Origin of the sequence: Paracoccus haeundaensis, assembly GCF_006239215.1 — a bacterium.
GTDB classification, from domain to species: Bacteria; Pseudomonadota; Alphaproteobacteria; order Rhodobacterales; family Rhodobacteraceae; genus Paracoccus; species Paracoccus marcusii.
The window spans coordinates 92,636-115,977 of sequence record NZ_VDDC01000011.1; the positions used below are offsets into that span (position 1 = coordinate 92,636).

At 68.3% G+C, this 23,342-nt stretch carries 21 protein-coding genes; 12 read left to right on the plus strand and 9 right to left on the minus strand.

The annotated features are described in order from the left end of the window. Positions 1-2 precede the first annotated feature (2 nt). On the minus strand, positions 3-1,415 hold the full coding sequence (locus FHD67_RS07010) for an ATP-binding protein (RefSeq protein ID WP_139598288.1): 1,413 nt from the start codon (positions 1,413-1,415) through the stop codon (positions 3-5). After that, positions 1,402-2,106 carry a response regulator transcription factor gene (locus FHD67_RS07015; protein ID WP_139598289.1) on the minus strand — a complete coding sequence of 235 codons (705 nt, stop codon included), beginning with the start codon at positions 2,104-2,106 and terminating at the stop codon, positions 1,402-1,404. Before FHD67_RS07015 ends, FHD67_RS07010 begins: the two co-directional genes overlap by 14 nt. 181 nt (positions 2,107-2,287) lie before the next feature. On the opposite strand from FHD67_RS07015, the gene FHD67_RS07020 reads away from it, so the two are divergent. The 7 genes from FHD67_RS07020 (at position 2,288) to FHD67_RS07050 (ending at position 13,813) form a co-directional block, all read left to right on the plus strand. Continuing rightward, a complete protein-coding gene (locus tag FHD67_RS07020; protein WP_045981925.1) occupies positions 2,288-3,529 on the plus strand; it encodes an ABC transporter substrate-binding protein in 1,242 nt (413 codons plus the stop codon). A 65-nt stretch (positions 3,530-3,594) separates the two neighbouring features. Continuing rightward, complete coding sequence (locus tag FHD67_RS07025) at positions 3,595-4,467, plus strand: carbohydrate ABC transporter permease (protein ID WP_045981926.1); 873 nt, start codon at positions 3,595-3,597, stop codon at positions 4,465-4,467. Next, positions 4,457-5,311: a carbohydrate ABC transporter permease gene (locus FHD67_RS07030; protein ID WP_045981927.1), complete on the plus strand. Its 855-nt coding sequence runs from the start codon at positions 4,457-4,459 to the stop codon at positions 5,309-5,311. The genes FHD67_RS07025 and FHD67_RS07030 overlap by 11 nt, the downstream gene beginning before the upstream one ends. 3 nt (positions 5,312-5,314) lie before the next feature. Then, a complete protein-coding gene (locus FHD67_RS07035; protein ID WP_045981928.1) occupies positions 5,315-6,421 on the plus strand; it encodes an ABC transporter ATP-binding protein in 1,107 nt (368 codons plus the stop codon). Positions 6,422-6,435: 14 nt separating this feature from the next. After that, positions 6,436-7,362 (plus strand): glucokinase, encoded by a 927-nt coding sequence (locus tag FHD67_RS07040; protein WP_139598290.1) that lies wholly within the window; start codon positions 6,436-6,438, stop codon positions 7,360-7,362. A gap of 113 nt (positions 7,363-7,475) precedes the next feature. Further along, positions 7,476-9,335 carry an autotransporter assembly complex protein TamA gene (locus FHD67_RS07045; protein WP_139598291.1) on the plus strand — a complete coding sequence of 620 codons (1,860 nt, stop codon included), beginning with the start codon at positions 7,476-7,478 and terminating at the stop codon, positions 9,333-9,335. After that, positions 9,335-13,813, plus strand: coding sequence for a translocation/assembly module TamB domain-containing protein (locus FHD67_RS07050; protein ID WP_139598292.1), 4,479 nt, complete (start codon positions 9,335-9,337; stop codon positions 13,811-13,813). The genes FHD67_RS07045 and FHD67_RS07050 overlap by 1 nt, the downstream gene beginning before the upstream one ends. Here the strand turns inward: FHD67_RS07050 and FHD67_RS07055 are convergent, their stop codons facing one another. Together FHD67_RS07055 and FHD67_RS07060 are read right to left on the minus strand one after the other, a co-directional pair. After that, positions 13,814-15,406 carry a PAS-domain containing protein gene (locus FHD67_RS07055; RefSeq protein WP_246071254.1) on the minus strand — a complete coding sequence of 531 codons (1,593 nt, stop codon included), beginning with the start codon at positions 15,404-15,406 and terminating at the stop codon, positions 13,814-13,816. 65 nt (positions 15,407-15,471) lie between these two features. Further along, positions 15,472-16,818 carry an ActS/PrrB/RegB family redox-sensitive histidine kinase gene (locus FHD67_RS07060; protein ID WP_232303323.1) on the minus strand — a complete coding sequence of 449 codons (1,347 nt, stop codon included), beginning with the start codon at positions 16,816-16,818 and terminating at the stop codon, positions 15,472-15,474. 92 nt (positions 16,819-16,910) lie between these two features. On the opposite strand from FHD67_RS07060, the gene FHD67_RS07065 reads away from it, so the two are divergent. The 3 genes from FHD67_RS07065 to FHD67_RS07075 all read left to right on the plus strand — a co-directional run bounded on the left by FHD67_RS07065 (position 16,911) and on the right by FHD67_RS07075 (position 18,561). Next, positions 16,911-17,540 (plus strand): SCO family protein, encoded by a 630-nt coding sequence (locus tag FHD67_RS07065; RefSeq protein ID WP_139598293.1) that lies wholly within the window; start codon positions 16,911-16,913, stop codon positions 17,538-17,540. A 77-nt stretch (positions 17,541-17,617) separates the two neighbouring features. Continuing rightward, positions 17,618-18,169 (plus strand): ActR/PrrA/RegA family redox response regulator transcription factor, encoded by a 552-nt coding sequence (locus FHD67_RS07070; RefSeq protein ID WP_042252328.1) that lies wholly within the window; start codon positions 17,618-17,620, stop codon positions 18,167-18,169. 80 nt (positions 18,170-18,249) lie between these two features. Further along, the gene (locus tag FHD67_RS07075) at positions 18,250-18,561 is read left to right on the plus strand and encodes an H-NS histone family protein (RefSeq protein ID WP_046000505.1); all 312 of its coding nucleotides are present in this window, start codon (positions 18,250-18,252) and stop codon (positions 18,559-18,561) included. Between the two features lie 54 nt (positions 18,562-18,615). Here FHD67_RS07075 and FHD67_RS07080 read toward each other — a convergent pair whose 3' ends face one another. Genes FHD67_RS07080 through FHD67_RS07090 form a run of 3 tightly spaced genes read right to left on the minus strand, consistent with a single transcriptional unit; the run spans position 18,616 to position 20,344 of the window. Then, a complete protein-coding gene (locus FHD67_RS07080; protein ID WP_139598294.1) occupies positions 18,616-19,224 on the minus strand; it encodes an HD domain-containing protein in 609 nt (202 codons plus the stop codon). Positions 19,225-19,231: 7 nt separating this feature from the next. After that, on the minus strand, positions 19,232-19,747 hold the full coding sequence (gene secB, locus FHD67_RS07085) for a protein-export chaperone SecB (RefSeq protein ID WP_045981936.1): 516 nt from the start codon (positions 19,745-19,747) through the stop codon (positions 19,232-19,234). A gap of 57 nt (positions 19,748-19,804) precedes the next feature. Continuing rightward, a complete protein-coding gene (locus FHD67_RS07090) occupies positions 19,805-20,344 on the minus strand; it encodes an FxsA family protein (RefSeq protein WP_139598295.1) in 540 nt (179 codons plus the stop codon). Positions 20,345-20,455: 111 nt separating this feature from the next. Between FHD67_RS07090 and FHD67_RS07095 the strand changes: the two genes are divergently transcribed. Together FHD67_RS07095 and FHD67_RS07100 are read left to right on the plus strand one after the other, a co-directional pair. Next, entirely contained in the window at positions 20,456-21,118 is a 663-nt protein-coding gene (locus FHD67_RS07095; RefSeq protein WP_046000502.1) for a Tim44/TimA family putative adaptor protein, read from the plus strand. Continuing rightward, entirely contained in the window at positions 21,118-21,729 is a 612-nt protein-coding gene (locus FHD67_RS07100) for a Smr/MutS family protein (RefSeq protein WP_046000501.1), read from the plus strand. Before FHD67_RS07095 ends, FHD67_RS07100 begins: the two co-directional genes overlap by 1 nt. A 51-nt stretch (positions 21,730-21,780) precedes the next feature. Here the strand turns inward: FHD67_RS07100 and FHD67_RS07105 are convergent, their stop codons facing one another. After that, positions 21,781-21,960 (minus strand): PLDc N-terminal domain-containing protein, encoded by a 180-nt coding sequence (locus FHD67_RS07105; RefSeq protein ID WP_045981940.1) that lies wholly within the window; start codon positions 21,958-21,960, stop codon positions 21,781-21,783. Between the two features lie 62 nt (positions 21,961-22,022). Continuing rightward, entirely contained in the window at positions 22,023-23,330 is a 1,308-nt protein-coding gene (gene hslU / locus FHD67_RS07110) for an ATP-dependent protease ATPase subunit HslU (RefSeq protein WP_139598296.1), read from the minus strand. Positions 23,331-23,342: the final 12 nt, after the last annotated feature.

Sequence of the window (23,342 nt, forward strand, 5' to 3'; positions counted from 1 at the left end):
TCTTACGCCCAACTGCGCGCCAGTGCCAGGCGGGCCTCCAGCCCCTGCGGCGCGCGGTGGAATTCCAGGCGTCCGCCATGCTGCGCGGCGATGGTCGACACGATGGCCAGGCCCAGCCCGACGCCGCTGGCGGTGCCGGCATTCTCTCCGCGCTGAAAGGCCCCGGTCAGGCGCGCCAGGTCGTACTCGGTCAGGACCGATCCGCGGTCGGTGACCGAGATCCAGGCCTCGTCCGCGTCGCCGCCGGTCAGCACCTGCGCCTCGCGCCCGTATTTCAACGCGTTGTCGATCAGGTTGGACAACGCGCGGCGCAGCGCGGTGGGCTGGCCGCGCATCAGCAGGGCGTGGCTGTCCACCGTCGGACGGCTGGTGGTTCGTGAAAACAGCGTGCCGGCGCGGGCAGGGGGCAGCGACGACTGGCGCAGCGTCACGGGCAGGCCCACGTCCTGGTAATCGGCCACGACCGCCTCGGCCAGGGATGTCAGGGACAGCTGGCGGAACGGTTCGGCCCCGATCTCGGCGCGGGTATAGGTCAGGACGCCGTCGATCATCGTCGTCATCTCGTCGATGTCGCGGTCCAGGCGGTCGCGCAGGGCGGCATCCTCGATCATCGCGCTGCGCAGGCGCAGACGGGTGGCGGGGGTGCCCAGGTCGTGGCTGACCCCCGACAGGACCAGGGCCCGGTTCTCCAGCGCGGCGCGGTCCTGGGCGACATAGGCGTTCACGGCCTCGGCGGTCTGGCGCAGTTCGATCACGCCGCCGACGGGCAGGGCGGCGGTGCGGGCGCGGTGATCGCGCAGCGCGGCCGCAAAGGCGGTGAACGCCCCCGCGACCCCCGCCACCCAGCCCAGCAGCAGGGCCAGCGCCCCCAGGGCCAGCGCCCCGGCCAGAAGGCGGCGGTCGGGCGGCGCGGCCTGGCAGCCCCAGACGGGCGCACCGTCCACGCGGATCCATGGGCCGGTGTCCTGCTGGACGAACAGGCGCGGCTCACTGCAGAACCGCGCCAGGGTGCGGGTGATCGAGGCCAGGCCCGCGGCCTGGCTGCCGCCGCCGACGGATTGCACCTCGGCCGCGGGATAGGTCAGGTCGGGCGACTGGATGCGCACCGACAGCCGCGCGCCCTGCGACAGGTCGGGCCTGCCGCCGCCGGTCAGGGTGATCACCGTCTGCCGCCAGCCGGGCGGCAGGTCGGGCGCGGCGCGCAGCTGGACCTGGGACAGGCCCTGGGGCAGGGCGCTGCCCGCCTCCAGGCTGTCGGCCAGCGCCAGACCGGCGATATAGGCGCGGTTCAGATGCGCGTCCCAGGCCGCGTCGCTGGCGGTCCACAGCCAGACCGACCCGCCGCCCGCCAGCATCGCCAGCACGACCCACAGGCTTGCCACCACCCGCAGAGACAGGCGGTCAGTCAGCGTCACGCGCGACCTCGGCCGACAGCACATAGCCCAGCCCGCGTTCGGTCCGGATCAGCGCCGGGTCGGTCTTCTGGCGCAGGCGGCCGACCAGCATGTCGATCGCGCGCCCCTCGGCCGCCTCGTCGCCGTCCAGCGCGGCGGCAATCTCGTCGCGGGTCAGGGGGATCAGCGGATTGGCCAGGAACACCCGCAGCAGCGCGGTTTCGCGCGACGACAGGCTGACCTGCCAGCCGCCGGGGGCGGTCACCTCGTCGCGCCGCGCGTCATAGTGCCAGCCCGCGAACCGCAGCACGCTGTCGCGCTTGCGGTGCGACAGGCTGGGCGCGCGGCCCGCGCGGCGCAGCACCGCCCGGATGCGCGCCAGCAGCAGGTCGGGGTTGAAGGGCTTGGCGATATAGTCGTCCGCACCGACCTCGTAGCCGGCCATGCGCTGGTGGTCGGCGGACAGGGCGCTGACCATGATGATGGGCACGTCCTGCGCCTCGCGGATCTCGGCGCAGATCGCCACGCCGTCGTCATCGCCCAGGGACACGTCCAGCAGGATCAGGTCCACCCGGCCGCCACGCAGCGCGGCCAGCGCGGTCGCGCGGCTGTCGGCGCGCGTCACGTGCAGGCCGTGGCGCTGCAGATAGGCGGCCAGCATGGCGGCCATGTCGGCGTCATCCTCGACCAACAGAAGGCGGTGCAGGCTCATCAACGGTCCTCCGATCCGTGATCTAGCATCGCAGGGAGGGGTTACGTAACAGTTTGTAACGTAACGCTGCGAAAACTGCCGGGCGCATGGCTGCACTGCGTTGCGGACATGACTGGGCTTGCGGCATGATCGACCCACACGCGGATCACCGAATCCGCGCGGGATAGATCTGGGAGGATCCATGAACATCAAATCCGTTCTGGCGGCTTCGACCGCCGTGATGCTGGCTGCGCCGGCGATGGCCGAACCCACCGCAGAGGTGCTGCACTGGTGGACGTCCGGCGGCGAGGCGAAATCGGTCGCCGTCCTGCAGGAGCAGTTCGCGGCCGAGGGCGGCACCTGGACCGACATGCCCGTGGCCGGCGGCGGCGGTGACGCCGCGATGACCGCGCTGCGCGCCCGTGTGCTGGCCGGCAACGCGCCGACCGCCGTGCAGCTGAAGGGCCCCGCGATCCAGGAATGGTACGAGGAGACCGGCCTGGCCGACATCGGCACCGTTGCCGAGGAGAACGGCTGGGCAGACGTGCTGCCCGCGCAGATCGCCGCCCACATGAAGTGCGAGGACCAGTGGTGCGCCGCACCGGTGAACGTCCACCGCGTGAACTGGATCTGGGGCAACAAGCAGATCCTGGACGAGAACGGCATCGAGATGCCCACGACCTGGGAAGAGTTCAACGCCGCGGCCGAGAAGCTGCAGGCCGCGGGCATCACGCCCCTGGCCCATGGCGGTCAGAACTGGCAGGACGCGACCATCTTCGAGACGGTCGTTCTTGGGCTGGGCGGGCCGGAATTCTATCAGCAGGCGCTGGTCGATCTGGACCCCGAGGCGCTGACCTCGGACACGATGAAGCAGGTCTTCGACCAGATGCGGACCATCCGCGGCTTTGTCGACGACAACTTCTCGGGTCGTGACTGGAACCTGGCCACGGCCATGGTCATGAACAACGAGGCCGCCTTCCAGATCATGGGCGACTGGGCCAAGGGAGAGTTCCTGGCCGCCGGCAAGCAGCCGGGCGTCGACTTCGTCTGCGCGCCCACCCCGGGCGAGGGCTTCCTCTACAACGTCGACAGCTTCGCCTTCTTCGAGCTGGACGGCGAGGACAAGCAGCAGGGCCAGGCCCTTCTGGCCAGCCTGATCATGGGCCCGGACTTCCAGAAGACGTTCAACCTGAACAAGGGCTCGATCCCGGCCCGTACCGACGTGGCGCTGGACGACTTCGACGACTGCGCCAAGCAGTCGAACGCCGATATGACCGCGGATGCGGAAAACGGCTCCCTGCTGCCCAGCTATGCGCATGGCATGGCGCTGCGCGGCGCGCCGGCCGGTGCGATCACCGACGTGGTGACCGCGCATTTCAACAGCGACATGTCGTCGGACGACGCCGTGGCGCAACTGGCCGACGCCGTCGCCAACGCGATGTGATCACGGCCTGACGACCCCGCGCCCCGGATCGCGGGCGCGGGGTTTTTCTTTGGGGGTTTACCGGAATGGAATGGCTTGAACGCAACGTGCCCAAGGTCGTCTTGGCGCCGTCCTTCGTGGCGATCCTGGTCTTTGTCTATGGCTTCATCGCCTGGACGGCCTGGATCAGCTTCACCCGCTCGCGGCTGATGCCGCGCTATGAACTGGACGGTATCACGCAATATCAGCGGCTGTTCGACGCCCCCCGCTGGGACGTGGCGATGAACAACCTGTTCATCTTCGGCGCCCTGTTCATCGTCATCTCGATGGCGATCGGGCTGATGCTGGCGATCTTCCTGGACCAGAAAATCCGGGCCGAGGGCGTCCTGCGCACCATCTATCTCTATCCCATGGCGCTGTCGCTGATCGTGACGGGCACCGCCTGGAAATGGATCCTGAACCCGGGCCTGGGCATCCAGCAGGCGATCCGCGGCTGGGGGTTCGAGAATTTCACCTTCGACTGGCTGATCAAGCCCGAAATGGCGATCTATACCGTCGTGCTGGCGGCCGTCTGGCAGGCATCCGGGTTCGTGATGGCGCTATTCCTGGCCGGACTGCGCTCGGTCGACACCGAGATCATCCGTGCGGCCCAGGTCGACGGCATTCCCACGCACCGCATCTATTCCGCGATCATCATCCCGACGATGGCGCCGATCTTCCTGTCGGCCTTCATCGTGCTGGCGCACCTGGCGATCAAGGCGTTCGACCTGGTCATCGCGCTGACCGGCGGCGGACCGGGCTATGCCACCGACCTGCCCGCGACCTACATGTACGCCATGGCGTTCTCGCGCGGCGACCTGGGGCAGGCGGCGTCCAGCGCCATGATCATGATGATGGTCATCTTCGCCATCGTGGTTCCCTATCTCTACAGCGAATTGAGGCCGCGCCATGACAAGTAAGACCGTGCTGCGGTGGGGCCTGTACGGGATCCTGATCCTGTTCGCCCTGTTCTATCTGATGCCGCTGTTCGTCATGCTGACGACATCGCTGAAATCCTTGGAGGAGATCCGCACCGGCAGCCTGCTGGCCCTGCCGCGCGAGATCACCTTCGCCCCCTGGGCCGAGGCCTGGTCGTCCGCCTGCGCCGGCACCCAGTGCGAGGGCCTGCGCCCGTTCTTCTGGAACAGCGTCCTGATGGCCGTGCCCGCGGTGATGATCTCGACCATCATCGGCGCGCTGAACGGCTATGTCTTCGCCCAGTGGCGGTTCCGCGGCGCGAACCTGTTCTTTGCCGCGATCCTGTTCGGCTGCTTCATCCCGTTCCAGGTGGTGCTGCTGCCGATGGCGCAGATGCTGGGCCTGATGGGTCTTGCGGGCACCATCCCGGGGCTGATCTTCGTCCACGTGATCTATGGCCTGGGCTTCACCACTCTGTTCTTCCGCAACTACTATGTCACCATCCCGCAGGAACTGGTGCGCGCGGCCAAGGTCGACGGGGCAGGGTTCTTCCGCATCTTCTGGTCGATCTTCCTGCCCATCTCGCTGCCGATCATCACCGTGTCGGTCATCTGGCAGTTCACGCAGATCTGGAACGACTTCCTGTTCGGCGTCAGCTTCAGCGGGGCCGGGTCGCAGCCCGTGACCGTCGCCCTGAACAACATCGTCAACTCCACCACCGGCGTCAAAGCCTACAACGTGGACATGGCCGCGGCGATCATCGCCGCCCTGCCCACGCTGCTGGTCTATGTCGTCGCCGGCAAATACTTCATCCGCGGCCTGACCGCCGGCAGCGTCAAGGGATAAGCCATGCCCATTCTGGAAATCGACCACCTGCAGAAAGCCTATGGCGACACCCATATTCTGCACGACATCAACATCAGCATCGACGAGGGCGACTTCCTGGTGCTGGTCGGCCCGTCGGGCTGCGGCAAGTCCACGTTGCTGAACTGCATCGCGGGGCTGGAGCCGATCACCGGCGGCGCCATCCGCATCGCCGACCGCGACGTGACGGGCGTCAGCCCCAAGGACCGCGACATCGCGATGGTGTTCCAGTCCTATGCGCTCTACCCGACGATGTCGGTCGCCAAGAACATCACCTTCGGCATGAAGGTGCGCGGCGTCGACAAGGCGACCCAGGCCACCAAGCTGGCCGAGGTGTCGCGCCAGCTGCAGATCGAACCGCTGCTGGACCGCAAGCCGGGCCAGCTGTCGGGCGGCCAGCGCCAGCGCGTCGCCATGGGTCGCGCCCTGGTCCGCGACCCCGCGCTGTTCCTGTTCGACGAACCGCTGTCCAACCTGGACGCGAAGCTGCGCGTGTCCATGCGGACCGAGATCAAGAAGCTGCACCAGGACCTGAACGCATCCATCGTCTATGTCACCCATGACCAGATCGAGGCGATGACGCTGGCCACCAAGATCGTCGTCATGAAGGGCGGCGTGATCCAGCAGATCGGCACCCCGGCCGAGATCTACAACAAGCCCGCCAACATGTTCGTGGCCGATTTCATGGGCAGCCCGGCGATGAACCTGATCCCGGCCCGCGTCCGGTCCGAGGCGGGCCAGACCCGGATCGAGATCGACCGCCCCGGCGACACGCCGCTGGTCATCACCGACCCGGTGGCCCGCGACCTGCCCGACCAGATCGTCCTGGGCGTGCGCCCCGAGGACATCCACGAGGCGACGGGCAATGCCCATCTGCCCGGAACCGCGCAGGGTGCGGGCGGCGACGTGATGATCGAGATCGTCGAACCGGCGGGTGCCGACACCTTCGCCGTCACCCATCTGGGCGGCAAGGCGGTCACCGCGCGGCTGCGCGCGGAAAGCGCCGTCCGGGCGCGCCAGCCGTTTCCGCTGGCATTCGACCTCTCGAAAGTGTCGTACTTCTCGCCTAAGGACGGGGAACGGCTGAACTGAGAAGGGGTGACAGCATGGCGATGCTTCTGGGCGATGTGGGCGGAACCAATGCGCGGATGGCGATCGCGCGCAACGGGTCCATCGACGCCGGCACGGTCACCCGCTTCAAGGGCGACGACTTTGCCAGCTTCGACGACGTGGTGCGCCAGTTCATGGCGGAACAGCACCAGCCCAACATCTCGTCCATGTGCATCGCCGTGGCGGGACCGGTCAGCGGCGGACGCGCGCGGCTGACCAACCGCGACTGGTCCTTTGACGAGGACAACCTGGCGCGGCTGACCGATGCCGACCAGGTGCGGCTGATCAACGACCTGTCGGCGCTTGGCTATTCCACCCCGTCGCTGGCGGGCGAACAGCTGGGCACGCTGCGCGCGGCCCCTGTGACCCGCGCCCGCAACGGGCAGGCGCTGGTCGTGGGCCTGGGCACCGGCTTCAACGTCTGCGCGGTGCGCGTGCTGCCCGGCGGCGCGATCACCGTCCTCGAGGCCGAGGAGGGGCACACCCATCTGCCCGCCAACATCATGGCCCGCCTTCAGGACCGCGTCGGCACCGCCGCCGCGGCCGGCTTCTTCTCGACCGAGGAGACGTTCGCGGGCCGCGGCCTGTCGCGCCTGCACGCCGCGATGACCGGCACCGCCCCCATGCGCAGCGAGGACGTCGCCCGCGCCGCCGAGGCGGGGGATCCGGCGGCCGTCGCGACCTATGACCTGTTCGCCGAACTGGTCGGGCTGTTGTGCCGCGAACTGTCGCTGCGCTTCATGCCGCTGGAGGGGCTGTTCCTGGCCGGCAGCGTGGGCCGCAGCATCGCCGACCGGATGGCGCTGTTCGAACCGGCCTTCCTGGCGGAAAGCCACATGCGCCATATCCCTGAAAACACGCCGGTCTTTCTGATCCGCGACGATATGGCGGCGCTGCACGGCTGCCTGGCGGCCCTGGGCTAGGCTTCGCCGGTCCCGCAAAGGTTAACTGCCAATCCGGGAAAATCCCCAAAGATTGCTGGATTCGCCCCGTCGATCCTGTTTGAATTGCCGCAAGCAAAAAGACGGGGCAGGCGATGCGGGCATATCTTAGGGCGATCCTGGTGGCAGGGACGGCGCTTGGCGTGGCGGGTGCCGCGATGGCGCAAAGCAGCTCTCCGTTCTCGGGCCTGTTCGGCGGCAGCAGCGAATCCGAGGGGCCCGTCGCGCTGGACGTGCAGGTCGCCGGCGGGGACGAGGGGCTGACCCGCCAGATCCGCCAGTCGCTGCTGCTGACCGGCGCGCTGAACGAGGATCGCACCACCGGACAGGACGTGCTGGCAGCCGCGCGCGGCGATTACGCCCGCATCCTGGGCCTGCTGTACGATCAGGGGTTCTACGATGGCGCCGTGACCATCACCCTGGACGGGGTCGAGGCCGCCGAGGTGGCGCCCCTGGACGCGCCCGCCCAGGTGTCCCGTGTCGTCGTGACCGTCGATCCCGGCCCTGTCTTCCGCTTCTCGCGCGCCCAGATGGCCCCGATGGCCCCCGGCACCGAGATCCCGGACGAATACGCCACGGGCGAGATCGCGGGCACCGGCGTCATGCGCAGCACGGCCCTGGCGGGTGTGGACGGCTGGCGCGCCTATGGCCATGCCAAGGCCGATGTGGCCGACCAGCAGATCGTGGCCGATCACGACGCCGATCAGGTCGACAGCCGCATCGCCCTGTCACCCGGCCCGGCCGTCACCTTCGGGCGCATGTCCATCAGCGGCAACCAGCGCCTGAACGAACGCCGCCTGCGCAAGATCGCCGGCTTCCCCGAGGGAGAGCGCTTCGACCCCCAGGAACTGGACACCGTACGCCAGCGCCTGCGCCGCACCGGCGTGTTCTCGGCGATCACCCTGCAGGAGGCAGAGACGCTGAGCCCCGGCAACACGCTGGACGTGGACCTGGCCGTGGTCGAACAGCCCCCCCGGCGCATCGGGGCCGGCGCCGAGATCTCGACCACGGACGGGGCGCTGGTGTCGGCCTATTGGATGCACCGCAACCTGCTGGGCGGGGGCGAGCGTCTGCGCATCGACGGGCGGATCAAGGACATCGGATCCGAGACCAGCGACCGCGACGACGAGCTGACGATCCGTCTGGAACGCCCCGCTACGATCACCCCCGACACCACCGCCTATGTCGAGGCCGAGGTGGCCCAGATGCGCGAGGAGGATTACGACGAGGACCTGGCGACGTTGGGTTTTGGTCTGAACCACATCTTCAGCGATCGCCTGACCGCCGACGCGGCGCTGGAATACCAGTACTCGCGCGTCTTCGACGCCAACGGGCGCACCGACTTCAAGGTCCTGGCCCTGCCGATGGACGTGATCTGGGACCGCCGCGAGGATCAGAACAACGCCAAGCGCGGCTTCTATCTGTCCGCCGAGGTGACGCCCTTTGCCGGATTCGAGGATACCAGTTCCGGCATGCGCGCCCTGGCCGAGGGGCGGGCCTTCCGGTCGTTCGGCGCCGATGACCGGTTCACCCTGGCGGGCCGGGCGCGGGCCGGATCGGTCTTTGGCAGCGAGCTTGCCACGACGCCGCGCAACTATCTGTTCTTCTCGGGCGGGGGCGGCACGGTGCGCGGCCATCCCTATCAGTCCCTGGGGGTTGAGGAGATCGCGGGCCCGGACGGCCCGATCAAGACCGGCGGCCTGTCGGTCGCCAGCGCCACGGCCGAATTCCGCGTCCAGGTGCGCGAGAAGATCGGCGTCGTGGCCTTTGCCGATTACGGCCAGGTCTGGACGGGCGACGCCTTCGGCGGCGAGGGCGACGATCACGCGGGCGCCGGTCTGGGCGTGCGCTATGACACGCCGATCGGGCCGTTGCGGTTCGACGTGGCCGGGCCGGTCAGCGGCGACACCGGAAACGGCGTGCAACTTTACCTTGGATTGGGGCAGGCATTCTGATGCGCAAGTTCTGGATCACCGCCTTTGTCGTCCTGTTCCCGATGGCCGTGCTGGGCCAAAGCGCCGCCGAGATCAGCGCCGAGGCCGACAGCGACCGCGGATTTCTGACCGGACTGCTGGAAAGCAACCTGTCCGGAGAGGGGCGCCAGGTGGTGATCGAGGGGTTCCAGGGCGCGCTGTCCTCGCGCGCAACCTTCACCGAACTGCGCATCTCGGACGAGGACGGCGCCTATCTGACCCTGCGCAACGGCGCGATCCAGTGGAACCGCAGCGCCCTGCTGCGCCGCCGGATCGAGATCGCGGAGCTGTCCGCCGACGAGATCCTGCTGCCCCGCCTGCCACAGTCGGACGAACCGGCCGTGCAGGCCGAGGCGCCGGTCTTTGCGCTGCCCGAACTGCCCGTGTCGCTGAACATCGAACAGATCCGCGCCGACCGCGTGATGCTGGGCGAACCGGTGATCGGGGTCGAGGCCGCGCTGAGCATCTCGGGCGGCATCAGCCTTGAGGGGGGCGAGGGCACGGCCCAGCTGACCGTCGACCGCCTGGACGGCCCGCGCGGCCAGTTCGTGCTGGACGCGGGCTATGCCAACGAGACGCAGATCCTACGCCTGAACCTGGGCCTGGACGAGGCCGCCGACGGCCTGCTGGCCAACCTTGTCGGCATCTATGACAAGCCCGCCCTGACCGCTCAGATCAGCGGCGAGGGCCAGATCCGCGATTTCGCCGCCGACATCCGTCTGGCCACGAACGGCCAGCCCCGCATCACCGGAAAGGTCAGCGCCAACGGCCAGACCGGCGCCGACGGCACCCCCGGCACCGGATTCCGGTTCCAGCTGGGCGGCGATGTCGCGTCGCTGCTGCGCCCGCAGGACCGGGCCTTCTTTGGGCAGGACACCCAGCTGCTGGCCGAAGGCTGGCGGGCCGAGACCGGCCGCCTGGACATTCCGCGTCTGGACATCCGCACCGAGGCGCTGCGCATTGCCGGGTCGCTGTCGACGAACGACCAGTCCGCGCCCCAGCAGGCCAATCTGCAGGTGATGCTGGGCCGCGACGCGGGCGCCCCGCAGGTGCCCGTCCCGCTGCCCTTCGCGGGCGAGGGGGCGACGGTGGATTCCGGGCGGCTGACCTTTGACTATGACGCGGCGCAAAGCGACGGCTGGCGCCTGGACGGTGGCATCGGCGCGCTGAACCTGGACGGGGTGGCGCTTGGCGCGCTGGACCTGGCCGGGCGCGGCCAGATCTTCCTGGACGAGGGGGCCCTGTCCGAGGTCATCGGCGCCATCGACTTTGCCGCCCGTGATCTGGATTTCGACGACGCGTCCCTGGCCGAGGCCGTGGGCCCGCAGATCGAGGGGCGGACCGGGTTCAACTTTACCCCTGGCAACGCGGTCGACATCACCAACCTGCGGGTCCGCGGCGCGGATTACGGTCTGGATGGCAACTTCCTAGTCTCGGGCCTGGGCAGCGGCATCACGCTGTCGGTGGATGCGGGTGCCCGGTATACCGACCTGACGCGCCTGTCGGGCGTCGCGGGCCGGCCGCTGACCGGCAGCGCGGATGCCACGGTCGAGGGCTATTATGTCCTGCTGAACCGCAGCTTCGACATCGACGCGCGCGTGTCGGGTCGCGACATCGCGCTGGACCAGCCGCAACTGGACCGGCTGCTGGACGGCGAATCCACGATCCTGCTGCAGGCGCGCCGCGACGAGCTGGGACTTGAGGTCGAGGATTTCCGCGTCAACGCCAGCCGCCTGACCGCGACCGCGCAGGGCCTGATCAACTCGACCTCCAGCAATCTGCGCGCGCAGGTGTCCATGCCGTCGCTGGCGGATGCCGGCCCCGAACTGGGCGGGTCGCTGGAGGCCACGGCCGAGGTCACCGGACCGCAGAACCAGCGCCGCCTGACCCTGAACGGGCAGGCCCAGGATCTGCGCATCGGCATCGAGGCGCTGGACAATGCGCTGAGCGGGCAGACCGAGCTGACCGCCAGCGCGCTGCAGACGGCGCAGGGCTTTCAGCTGGAGGATTTCCGGCTGGCCAACCCGCAGCTGAGCGCGGATGCGCAGGGCAGCTTTGCCCAGGGCGCGCTGGACGCCGTCGCGCAGGTGGCGGTCGTTGACCTGTCCTCGATCCGCGCCGATTGGGCGGGCGGATTTCAGGCCCGCGCCACGCTGCGCGAGGAGGATGGCGCACGGCTGATCGACGTCACCGGCAGCGGACAGGACTTGTCCCTGGGCGCGACGGGGGCGGATGGCGCGCTGACCGGGACGACCCAGCTGGCGCTGCAGGCGTCGGAACGCGACGGGGTCGTGACGATCACCGAGGGCCGGCTGACCAATGACCAGATGCGCGCGGTGGTGCAGGGGACCTATGGTCCGGGCGTCACTGATCTGACCGGCGACGTGAACGTCGCGTCGTTGGCGCCCTTCGGGCCGGGATGGCGCGGCAGCCTGCAGGCGCAGGGCAGCTTTGCCGAGGCCGGCGACGGCATCCGCAGGCTGGCCGTGACCGGGACCGGGCGCGACCTGTCCTTCGGTCAGGCGCAGGTGGACGGCGCCCTTGCGGGCGAGACGCGGCTGTCCGTGACCGGCACCGAACAGGGCGGCATCTTCACCATCGACACCGCGCAGGTCGAGAACCCGCGCCTGTCGGCCAATGCCACGGGCCAGGTCGGCGCCGGGGCGACCGATGTCGCGGCCACGCTGAACGCGGGCGATCTGCGATTCCTGGGCAACGGCATCAGCGGCGCGGTCCAGGCCGACGCGCGGCTGACCGATGACGGCACCACGCGCCGGATCGAGACCACCGGAACCGCCAGCGGCCTGTCCCTGGGCCAGCCGCGGATCGATCCGATCCTGGCGGGGCAGACCCGGTTCGATGTGGCCGCCAGCCAGGGGGCGCAGGGCATCTCGGTCCAGCGGCTGAACGTGACCAACCCGCAACTGCAGGTGACCGCGGACGGGGCGCCCGAGACGGGCATCAACCTGAACGCGCGGCTGGCCGATCTGGGACTGATCGTCCCCGAGTTTCCAGGCGCCGTCGCGGTGACGGGAACCGTGCGCGAGGAGGGCCCGTCCTTTGCGGTCGACCTGCGCGCCACCGCGCCGGGCAGCACCGACCTGCGCATCGCGGGCACCGCCGCCCGCGACGGATCGACCGTCGATCTGGGCGTCAATGGCAGCGCGGATTCCGCGCTGGCCAACACGACCCTGCGGACCCGCAGCGTGTCGGGCCCGCTGGCGATCAACCTGCGTGTCCAGGGCGCCCCGTCTCTGCAGGCGGTGTCGGGACAGGTGCGGCTGACCAACGGCCAGCTGGCCGATCCGGGCCTGGGCGTGCGGCTGGACGGGATCGACGTCACCGCCGGGTTCCAGTCGGGGCGGCTGCAGATCGACGGGGCGGCCAATGTCTCGGCCGGGGGGCGGGTGACGCTGTCCGGGCCGGTGGACCTGACGAACGGGGCGACCGACATCTCGGTCGCGCTGGCGCAGGTCGTGCTGCGCGACCCGAACCTGTACCAGACGATCATCGACGGGCAGGTCCGCTTCAGCGGAACGGCCGCGACCGGCCAGACCCTGTCCGGCCGCATCGACCTGGGTGAGACCGAGATCCGAATCCCCTCGACCGGCCTGGGCGGTGCACGGGCGATCCCCGACATCACCCATGTCGGCAACCAGCGCCCGCCGGTCCGCGCCACGCGCGCCAAGGCCGGGCTGGAGCCCTATCCCAGCCAGGCCTCGCGCGACGCGGGCATGTCGGGGCCGCCGGCCACGCCGGGACGGCCGCCGGCGCTGGACCTGGTCATCAACGCGCCCAACCGGGTGTTCATCCGCGGCCGCGGGATCGACGCGGAACTGGGCGGCGGCTTCCGCATCCAGGGCACCGCCCGCAACGCGATCCCCATCGGCAACCTGCAGCTGATCCGCGGTCGGGTCGACCTGCTGGGCAGCCGCTTCAACCTGACCGAGGGTCTGGTCGAGCTGCAGGGCAGCCTGATCCCCGTCATCCGCCTGGTCGCCGAGACCGAGCGCGACGAGATCACCACCCGCATCATCATCGACGGAGAGGTCCGCGACCCCGACATCAGCTTCGAATCCTCTCCGGAACTGCCGCAGGAGGAGGTGCTGTCCCAGCTGCTGTTCGGGCGGGGGCTGGACAGCATCAGCCCGCTTCAGGCGGCACAGCTGGCCAATGCCATCGCGGTGCTGGCCGGGCGCGGCGGTGACGGGATCATCAGCAACCTGCGCGAAAGCGCGGGCCTGGACGACCTGGACCTGACGACCGACGACGAGGGCAACATCGAACTGCGTGCCGGACGCTATCTGTCCGAGAACGTCTATACCGACGTCTCGGTGGGCGAGGGGGGGCGGTCGTCGATCAACCTGAACCTGGATATCACGCAGTCGCTGCGGGCGCGGGGATCGGTGGGCAGCGACGGGGGCAGCTCGCTTGGGGTGTTCTTCGAACGCGACTACTGATCAGTCGGCGCCGATCGCGCTGGACAGGGGGCGCGTGTCTTGGGGCAGGCCCTGGGACATCACCTGTCCCGAGGCGATGCCGAAACGCAGCATCCGCCGCCCGCCCGACAGGATGGTGACGGTCCAGCCCAGCAGCTGGCCCTGGGGGCCGGCCATCGCGCCGCTGGCCCGCGGCGCATCGGCATGGTTCAGCGCGTCGCGCAGCGCCGCAAGGCCCCGCCCGGCGGGGGCCGCGGCCTCCCAGGTGGCGATGGCATCCGCCAGGCTTTCGGGCGGCGCGCCCCACAAGCTGCGATAGGCCTGGTTCGACAGGACCAGTTGGCCTGCGTCCGAAAAGACCACCAGCCCGTCCTCCAGCCCGTCCAGGACATGCGCGCCCAGCAGCAGCTCTGCCCGGAATTCGCGGGTCAGCGACATTTCAGACGTGATGTTCTCGAACAGGAAGGCCACCGCGCCGTCAGGATGGGGGCGGCCGGTGACGCGATAGGTCTGCCCGCCCGGCAGGGACCATGTCTCGACGTGGTGGCCGTTGGCGGCGGCGCTTTCCAGATTGGCCATGTGCTGTCGCCAGCTGCGATAGTCCTTGGGTTCGGGCACCATGCGCTGTTCGCGCAGCTGGTCCAGGAAATCGAACAGCGACGGCCGCGCGGTCAGGAAGCCCGTCGGCAGGTTCGTCAGGTCGATCAGCGCCGGGTTGAACAGCTGCAGGTTCCGGCCCTGGTCAAAGATCGCCAGCCCGATCGGCAGGTCGGCGAATGTCTTGGTCAGGGTCTGGACGAAATCGCGCAGGCTGCGTTCAGCGCGCACGGCGGCGTCCGCGGGCAGGGCGAACATCATCACCTCGTCGCCCATGTGGTGGCTGTGGCAGTCGTACCAGGACACCGCGCCCTGATCCTCCAGTCCGGCGCGGCGGGTGGCGGTGCCTGCACCCGGCACGGGGCGCGGCGCGTCCAGCAGGCGGGGCAGGGGCCAACCAAGCGCCTCGTCGGACCGGGCCTCGGCACGGCGCAGATAGGCGGCGTTGGCCCAGGTCACGCGGTCCTCCTCATCCAGGCGCCAGACCAGCATCGGCGTCTGGTCCAGCGCGCCGCGCAGCAGGTCCAGCTCCTCCTCCATCGCCTGCAGGGACATCGAATCGACCACGATGCCCGCATGTTCGGCACCCGGATCGGTGACGCTGACGCGCCACAGCCGGTCGCCCAGATCCTCGGCCACAAGGCGCAGGGTCGCGCTGCCCCGCCCCTGCTGGCCCACCAGCTCGATCCGACCAAGGCGGGGCAGCATGGGCAGGCGGTCGGGCGCGTCGGGAAAGCGCGGTCCGATCCAGCGCATCAGGCGCAGCCAGTCGTCATCCGGCGCGCCCATCCGGTCCAGCAGCGCGCGGGCCGGCGCGGTCGCGTCGACCAGGCGCGCGGCGCGGAACAGGAACACCATTGGCTGCACCTTGCCGTCCAGCGCGTGCCCGGCCCGTGCCGCGCGGCCTTGGCCCGGTTGTCGGCGGTCCCAGACCCGGATCACCGCCACCGCCAGAAGAACCGACGCCGTCCCGCACAGGACCGCCATCGCCACAAGACCTGCACCCTGAATGTCCACTGCCGACGCCCCCTTCCGTTCGATGGGACCATAATCCGGGCTTGATTAACAGGGCGTTAAGAAACTCAGGCGTCGAAGGTCGGATTGTGGGCCAGCGCGATCCGGTCCTGGGCGCGGATGCGGTCCAGCGGCCAGCGCACCGACACCATGGCACCCGGCCCGCCATTGGCAAAGGTCAGCCGCGCGCCCGACCGTTCCAGAAGGGTCTTGGCAATGAACAGGCCCAGGCCCATCCCTTCGTAGCTGCCGCGCTGCGCCTCGGCGCGCCGGGTCAGATAGGGGTCGCCGATCCGCGACAGCAGGTGCGGCGGATAGCCCGGTCCGTCGTCGCGCACCGTGACGACCAGCGCGCCCTGGGTCACCTGGGTCTCGATCACGACGCGGCTTTCTGCAAAATCGACGGCGTTCTGGATCAGGTTGCGCAGCGCGTGGATGATGGCCGGATCGCGGTGGATCACCGGGCCTTCGGCATGGATCTCGATCAGGGGGCCGCGGTCCATGTGGGGCTGGGCGGCGTCCTCCAGCACGGCGCGTAGCGGGGCCGCGCGCATGTGCAGGTCGTCCTTGCCCGCGCGCCCCATGCTGCGCAGGATCGCCGCGCAGCGGTCAGCGCTGTCGCGCAGGGCGATGGCGTCGGCATGCAGGTCGGGGCGGTCGCGCAACTCGTCCGCCAGTTCGCCGGCAATCAGCTTTATGGTGGCCAGGGGGGTGCCCATCTCGTGCGCGGCGGCCGCCACGACGCCGCCCAGATGCTGCAGACGCTGTTCGCGCGACAGGGCCATTTGCGTCGCGAACAGCGCGCCCGAGGTGTCCGACAGTTCCGCCGTCACCCGATGCGCGTAACCCGCAAAGAACACCACGCCGATGACCAGCGCGACCCAGTGGCCGACCGCCAGGATCGGCTCCATCCGCAGGATCTGGCCGTCCGGATCGCGCAGCGGCAGCCCGAAGACCGCCGCAACCGAGATCAGCGCCACCGTGGCCAGCCCCAGGGCCAGCACCTGCCGCGCGTTCAGCGAGGCGGCCGCGATCGTGACCGGCGCCAGCACCAGCAGCGCGAAGGGATTGGCCATCCCCCCGGTCAGCGCCATCAGCGTCGAGATCTGGACCAGGTCGAAGGACAGCTGCCGCACCGCGCGCCCCGGAGAGGTCCGTTTGTGCGGGCGCAAAAACAGCCACAGGTTCATGGTGATCGATGCCGCGATCAGCAGGATGATCGGCGTCTTGACGAAGCCGATGCCCATCATCCACGCGACGATGACCGCGGCCATCTGCCCGCCGATGGCGAACCAGCGCAACAGCACCAGCGTGCGCATGCGGATCGGTTCGGCCTTGGGGGTGTCGATCGGCCGCGACATGGCCTGGTGCAGGTCGGGATCGGCGATGTCGTCGGGGGCTGTGGATGTGGACATCGTCGACCCTTGCTGCGACATTGCCCGATCTTGATACCCGCGCGCCGATGGACGATCAATGCGGGCATTTGACACGCGAAGGAGGCCCGCCAATGACGGACCGGAAAATCCTGCTGATCGGCACTGCGGCCGCCATCGGCGTGCTGGCGGGCGGGGCGCTGTTCCTGACCATGCGTCCGGGCGACGACCAGTTCGCGCAATGCAGCAGCAGCAGCGTCGCGGGGGGCATGGACGCCTTTGGCACACCCTTCACCCTGACGCGCGACGACGGCCAGCGTGTCACCGACCAGGATGTCTTCGACAAGCCGACGCTTCTCTATTTCGGCTATACCTTCTGCCCCGACGTCTGCCCTCTGGACAGCGCCCGCAACGCCGAGGCCGAGGCCCTGCTGACTGAGGCCGGAGAGGATGTGCAGACCGTCTTTGTCACCGTCGATCCCCGCCGCGACACCCCCAAGGTTCTGGCGGACTATACCGAATTGTTTTCCGACCGCATGATCGGCCTGACCGGCAGCGACGAGGAGATTGCCGCCGTAAACAAGGGCTGGCGCAATTACTTCAAGCTGAATGACGAAGAGGATCAGGAATATTATCTGGTCGATCACATGACAAATACCTATCTGGTGATGCCCGGCGGAAAGACGGTCGAATTCTTTTCCCGCGAAACCACCCCCGAACAGATTGCCGAGACCGTCGCCTGTTATGCCGATGCCTCTGCATAAGGCAGTTTGTCGCATGGGGTTTGATATTGCCCGCGCGACTTCCCATTTGCCGTTAAATTCCGTGAAAAGGCCAACAGATGGATCAGTTGAACGCACAAATCGGCCCCGACGCCTCGCTGCTGCTGGTCGACGATGACGAGATCTTCGTGACCCGCCTGGCGCGCGCGATGGAAAAGCGCGGGTTTCAGCCGGAAACCTCGCTGACCGTGGCCGGTGCGATGCGCCTGATCGAACGTCGTGCGCCCGCCTATGCGGTCGTGGACCTGCGTCTGGAGGACGGGAACGGCCTTGACGTGGTCGAGGCGCTGCGTGAACGGCGCGCCGATGCCCGCATCATCGTCCTGACCGGATACGGCGCCATCGCCACGGCCGTTGCCGCGGTGAAGATGGGTGCCACAGATTATCTGGCAAAGCCTGCCGACGCGAATGACGTGACATCCGCATTGCTCTCCAGCGGTGAATTGCTGCCGCCGCCACCGGAAAACCCGATGTCCGCGGATCGCGTGCGGTGGGAACATATTCAGCGCGTCTATGAGCAATGCGAGCGTAATGTCAGTGAAACCGCGCGCCGATTGCATATGCATCGCCGGACATTGCAGCGTATTCTGGCAAAACGCGGACCACGGTGACGATTTAAATATATTGAACGTTTAAAAAAACGGTCTATATTGGATGGGGATTAACATTCCCTATATAGAAACCGGAACCAATGAGCATCGATTTCGACACCATGTCCCTCAAGGAAATGCGCGACCTGCGGACTAAGCTGGATCGCGCGATCAACTCCTATGAGGACCGCAAGCGGCGCGAAGCCCTGACGGCCATCGAGGAAGCCGCGCGCGAGCATGGCTTCAACCTGTCCGAGCTGACCGGCGCCAAGACGCGCAAGTCCGGGACCGTCGCCCCGAAATACGCCAACCCGCAGGACCCGACGATGACCTGGACGGGTCGCGGCCGCAAACCGCGCTGGGTGCAGGAAAGCCTGGAAAGCGGTAAGGAGCTGGACGATCTGCTGATCTGATCCACGCATCGCCGACGTGATCGACAGGGGGCCTTTGCGGCCCCCTTTTGCGTTTCAGCGTATCTTGTCGATCAGGGCGATCAGCTGTGCGAACTGTTCAAGATACGCGGCCCGTGTCTGGGCGGGCGGGCGCAGGGTGATCTGCAGGTCTGGCAGCATCTGCGCCTCGGGGACGGGGAAAAGACGCCGCGCCTCGGGCAGGGCAAAGCCTGCGATGGTCACGGCCTCCAGGCGGGCGGACACGCGGTCGGCGGCCTTGATGCGCCGCTTGACCGCCACGGGCAGCGTCGCGGGCAGGCCGAACCGACGGTGGATGGCCGAGGCCAGCCGTTCATCCATCGCCCTGTATTCCCGCCCCAATGCCGCCTTGACCGGAGAGATCATGTCCCCGATCACGTATTCCGGCGCATCATGCAGCAGGGCCGCCAGCCGCCAACAGGGATCGCCGCCGGGGTTCAGCCCGTCGAAGATCTGTTCCACCAGCAGCGAATGTTCGGCCACCGAATAGGGCCAGTCGCCGCGCGTCTGGCCGTTCCAGCGCGCGACGAAGGCCAGACCGTGGGCGATGTCCTCGATCTCAATGTCGAAGGGCGTCGGGTCCAGCAGGTCCAGCCTGCGGCCCGACAGCATCCGCTGCCAGGCACGCGATGCGGGCTTGGCCATCGGGCCTTCAGGACAGGCGCTGATCGGCGGGTGCCGCCTGCGCGGTCTGGGCGCGGCGCGCCAGTTCCTGGCGATACAGCGCCACGAAATCGACCGGGTCCATGTTGAACGCCGGGAATCCCCCGTCGCGGGTCATGTCCGAGATGATGCGACGCACATAGGGGAACAGCATCCGCGGGCATTCGATCATCAGGAAGGGGTGCAGCTGATCCTGCGGCACGCCCTCGATCTGGAACACCCCGCCATAGTCCAGCTCTGCCAGGAACAGCGTCGCGCCGTCGCCCTTGTTGGTCGAGGTGACGCGGTACTTGGTGATCACCTCGAACTGGGTGTCGCTGCCGCGCTTGCGGGCGTCCAGGCTGACCTGGACGGTGATCTCGGGCTGGACCTCGCCCTGGGGTGCGCCCTTCTGGGCCACGGCGTTCTCAAAGGACAGGTCGCGGATGAACTGTGCCATGATCTGCATGCGCGGCTGTGCCGCTGCTGCGGGCTGTGCGCCGTTCTGCGGGGTTTCTTCGGCCATGGTCCTACCTTTGTGATGCGGATTTGTCCCAGCTTGTAGCAGGCCGGCCGCCTGCCCTCAATGCCGGGTCCAGCCCGACCCGCGTCCCGGCCGCGAAGGGCCCGTGTCGTCGGTGTCCAGCGGCAGATCGACGGGCGGACGGCGGTCGTCCTCGTCTGCCACGACGAATTCGCCGTCGATCACGCCCTTGTCATAGGGCGGGCGATGCGGGTCGCGGCGCATCGTCGCAGCATGCATCTGGACCCGTGATGCCCGCACGCGGCGCGCAAGCTGCGCCATCAGCATCGTCCGGACCGCGGGGATCAACAGCAGCAGACCCAAGGCATCGCTGAAGAACCCCGGCAGCAGCAGCAGCAGGCCCGCGGCGATGATCATCGCGCCATGCGCCAGCGGGCGTGACGGATCGCGCATCTCGGCCAGGCTGCGCTGGATCTGCATGCCGGCCCGCGCACCCTGGCTGCGCATGATGGCGACGCCGGCCACCGCCGACAGCAGCACCAGCGCCAGCGTGGGCCACAGGCCGATCAGGCCCCCGACCTGGATGAACAGCGCGATCTCGATGATCGGCACCACCAGAAACATGGCGATCAGCCGCATGTGAATTCCCCTTCCTGCCGGCGCGGAAACTGGACTTGCGCCAAGGCACTCCCTACATAATGCACAGACCGCCCGATACCAACGACCCGTTATGACCCAGAGGTTGCCTGCATGTCCAACCCGCTTCTTCAGCTGATCGTCCTTGCCGGGATCGCGATCTTCCTGATCCTACGGCTGAAAAACGTGCTGGGGACGCGTGACGGCTTTGAGCCGCCGCAGGTCGACCAGCCGACGGCCAGCACCACGCCCGCCCGTTTCGAGGTGATCGAGGGGTCTGCCGACGAGGTCGATCACGACATCCTGGACCATGCCGAGGCCGGCGGTGCCGCGGCCAAGGCGTTGGCCGCGATGAAACGGGTCGAACCGTCGTTCGGGCTGCGCGATTTCCTGGGCGGTGCCCGCAGCGCCTATGAGATGATCCTGATGGCCTTCGAACGGGGCGATCTGACCGAGGTGCGCCCGTTCCTGTCCGATCCCGTGGCAGAGGCGTTCCAGTCGGTGATCGACCAGCGCGTGGCCAACGGCCAGACGGTCGAGGCGACCTATCTGGGTACCCGCGACACCAAGCTGGCCGCGGCCGAGTTCGACCCCGCGACCGGTCTGGCCGAGATCTCGATCCGATTCGTCGGAGAGCTGATCGCCGCGACCCGCGACGCCGACGGCACGGTGATCGATGGCGATCCCAAGGCTTCGCGCAAGCAGAAGGACACCTGGACCTTTGCGCGCCGCATGGGCCAGGACGATCCGAACTGGCAGCTTGTCGCGACAAGCTGATGCGCCGGCGCAGGGGCCTGACGCCCGAAGACCGGGACCTGTGGTCCCGCGTCGCCCGAACCGCAGAGCCGCTTGACCCCAAGCGCAAAGGACAGGCCGCCGATCTGGCGGCCTTTTCCGCATTCGTCGCACCGCCCGCGGTCGCCCCGGCCGCCGCACCGCCGCAGCCGCAGGCGATGCCCCGGTTCCGCATCGGTCAGGCGGCCAAGCCCGCCACCCCCGTCGTCGCGCGCCCTCAGACCCCGGCCGAACGGCTGGCCCAAGCCGGGCTGCGGATGGATGCCCGCACCCATCGCAAGATGAGCCAGGGCAAGCTGCGCCCCGAGGCCCGCCTGGACCTGCACGGGCTGACGCTGGCCGCGGCGGGACCGGAACTGCTGCGGTTCATCCTGTCCTGCCATGCGTCAGGGCTGCGGCTGGTGCTGGTCATCACGGGCAAGGGGCGGGGCGATCACGGCCCGCTGCCGACGCGGCCCGGCGCGCTGCGCCATCAAGTGCCCTATTGGCTGCACAGCCCTCCCCTGGCGGCGGTGGTCCAGCAGGTGACGGCCGCGCATTTCCGTCATGGCGGCGACGGCGCCTATTACGTCTATCTGCGCAGGCCGCAATGAAGGACGCCCCCCGAAATCGGGGGGCGCTGGCGTCAGGTCAGTGTGGTCGCGTCAAAGCCTGACGTTGGACTTGGGTCCGGCAAAGTACCAGATGATCAGGCCGACCACCGGCAGGATCACGATCAGCAGGATCCACAGGATCTTGGACTTGTTGCTGGCATTGGTGTTGATGATCTGCGCGATCGCCCAGACATCCAGTGCAAAGATGATGACGCTGAAAAGCCAACCCATGTGATCCGTCCCCTGTTGTGTTCAGCCAGCCAACACCACAGGCTGGCCGCAGGTTCCCCCGTTCACAGCACGTAGCGCGACAGGTCGGTCGACCGCGACAGATCGCCCAGATGGCGTTCCACGAAATCGGCATCGACGCTGACCGACTGGCCGCTGCGGTCCGGGGCGGTGAAGGACAGCTCCTCGAACACCCGCTCGATCACGGTGTACAACCGGCGTGCCCCGATGTTCTCCACGGATGCGTTCACCTCGGCCGCGATGCGGGCCAGGGACGCGATGCCGTCCTGGGTGAAATCGACGGTCACGCCCTCGGTCTGCATCAGCGCGGTGTACTGGCGCGTCAGGGCGTTGTCGGTCTCGGTCAGGATGCGGATGAAATCCTCCTCGGTCAGGGCGCGCAGTTCGACCCGGATCGGCAGGCGGCCCTGCAACTCGGGCAGCAGGTCCGACGGCTTGGCCACATGGAACGCACCCGAGGCGATGAACAGGATATGGTCCGTCTTGACCGCGCCGTATTTCGTGCTGACCGTCGTGCCCTCGATCAGCGGCAGCAGGTCGCGCTGGACGCCCTCGCGGCTGACATCGCCACCGCGCGCCTCGGCACGGGCGCAGACCTTGTCGATCTCGTCGATGAAGACGATGCCGTTCTGCTGCACGGCCTCCAGCGCGGTCGCCTTGACCGCGTCGTCGTCCAACAGCTTGTCGGCCTCCTCGGCAATCAGCAGCTCATAGCTCTCCGCCACCGTCACCTTGCGGCGCACCTTGCGGCCGCCGAAGACCTTCATCAGCCCCGACAGATCCATCATCCCGCCCAAGGGCTGGCCCGGCTGGCCCGGCACCTCCATCCCGCCAAGCGGGTTGGAATTATCCTGCACCTCCAGCTCGATCACCGTGTCGTCCAGCTCTCCGCGCTTCAGCTTGTCGCGGAACATCTGGCGGGTGCCGTCACGGGCGTCCTTGCCGGCCAGCGCCTCGACGACACGCTCCTCGGCGGCCTTGTGGGCACGGGCCTTGACCGCCTCGCGCATCCGCTCGCGCGTGTCGATCATGGCGGCGTCCGTCAGGTCGCGGATGATCTGTTCGACATCGCGACCGACATAGCCCACTTCGGTGAACTTGGTCGCTTCCACCTTGATGAAGGGCGCATTGGCCAGCTTGGCCAGGCGGCGGCTGATCTCGGTCTTGCCGACGCCGGTCGGTCCGATCATCAGGATGTTCTTGGGATACACCTCGTCGCGCAGGTCGTCGCCCAGCTGCTTGCGGCGCCAGCGGTTGCGCAGGGCCACGGCGACAGCGCGCTTTGCATCGCTCTGCCCAATGATGAACCGGTCCAGTTCGGACACGATCTCGCGGGGGGTCAGGTCACTCATGTCGTTCTCCAC

Bases quoted from the DNA above. Each gene is read 5' to 3' on its own strand.
- FHD67_RS07040 (WP_139598290.1), top strand. From the start codon at position 6,436: ATGGCGATGCTTCTGGGCGATGTGGGCGGAACCAATGCGCGGATGGCG.
- FHD67_RS07025 (WP_045981926.1), top strand. From the start codon at position 3,595: ATGGAATGGCTTGAACGCAACGTGCCCAAGGTCGTCTTGGCGCCGTCC.
- FHD67_RS07090 (WP_139598295.1), bottom strand. From the start codon at position 20,344: ATGCGGCTGATCGCCATGTTTCTGGTGGTGCCGATCATCGAGATCGCG.
- FHD67_RS07095 (WP_046000502.1), top strand. From the start codon at position 20,456: ATGTCCAACCCGCTTCTTCAGCTGATCGTCCTTGCCGGGATCGCGATC.
- FHD67_RS07045 (WP_139598291.1), top strand. From the start codon at position 7,476: ATGCGGGCATATCTTAGGGCGATCCTGGTGGCAGGGACGGCGCTTGGC.
- FHD67_RS07050 (WP_139598292.1), top strand. From the start codon at position 9,335: ATGCGCAAGTTCTGGATCACCGCCTTTGTCGTCCTGTTCCCGATGGCC.
- hslU (WP_139598296.1), bottom strand. From the start codon at position 23,330: ATGAGTGACCTGACCCCCCGCGAGATCGTGTCCGAACTGGACCGGTTC.
- secB (WP_045981936.1), bottom strand. From the start codon at position 19,747: ATGGCCGAAGAAACCCCGCAGAACGGCGCACAGCCCGCAGCAGCGGCA.
- FHD67_RS07100 (WP_046000501.1), top strand. From the start codon at position 21,118: ATGCGCCGGCGCAGGGGCCTGACGCCCGAAGACCGGGACCTGTGGTCC.
- FHD67_RS07030 (WP_045981927.1), top strand. From the start codon at position 4,457: ATGACAAGTAAGACCGTGCTGCGGTGGGGCCTGTACGGGATCCTGATC.
- FHD67_RS07075 (WP_046000505.1), top strand. From the start codon at position 18,250: ATGAGCATCGATTTCGACACCATGTCCCTCAAGGAAATGCGCGACCTG.
- FHD67_RS07080 (WP_139598294.1), bottom strand. From the start codon at position 19,224: ATGGCCAAGCCCGCATCGCGTGCCTGGCAGCGGATGCTGTCGGGCCGC.
- FHD67_RS07035 (WP_045981928.1), top strand. From the start codon at position 5,315: ATGCCCATTCTGGAAATCGACCACCTGCAGAAAGCCTATGGCGACACC.
- FHD67_RS07020 (WP_045981925.1), top strand. From the start codon at position 2,288: ATGAACATCAAATCCGTTCTGGCGGCTTCGACCGCCGTGATGCTGGCT.
- FHD67_RS07060 (WP_232303323.1), bottom strand. From the start codon at position 16,818: ATGTCCACATCCACAGCCCCCGACGACATCGCCGATCCCGACCTGCAC.
- FHD67_RS07105 (WP_045981940.1), bottom strand. From the start codon at position 21,960: ATGGGTTGGCTTTTCAGCGTCATCATCTTTGCACTGGATGTCTGGGCG.
- FHD67_RS07015 (WP_139598289.1), bottom strand. From the start codon at position 2,106: ATGAGCCTGCACCGCCTTCTGTTGGTCGAGGATGACGCCGACATGGCC.
- FHD67_RS07065 (WP_139598293.1), top strand. From the start codon at position 16,911: ATGACGGACCGGAAAATCCTGCTGATCGGCACTGCGGCCGCCATCGGC.
- FHD67_RS07070 (WP_042252328.1), top strand. From the start codon at position 17,618: ATGGATCAGTTGAACGCACAAATCGGCCCCGACGCCTCGCTGCTGCTG.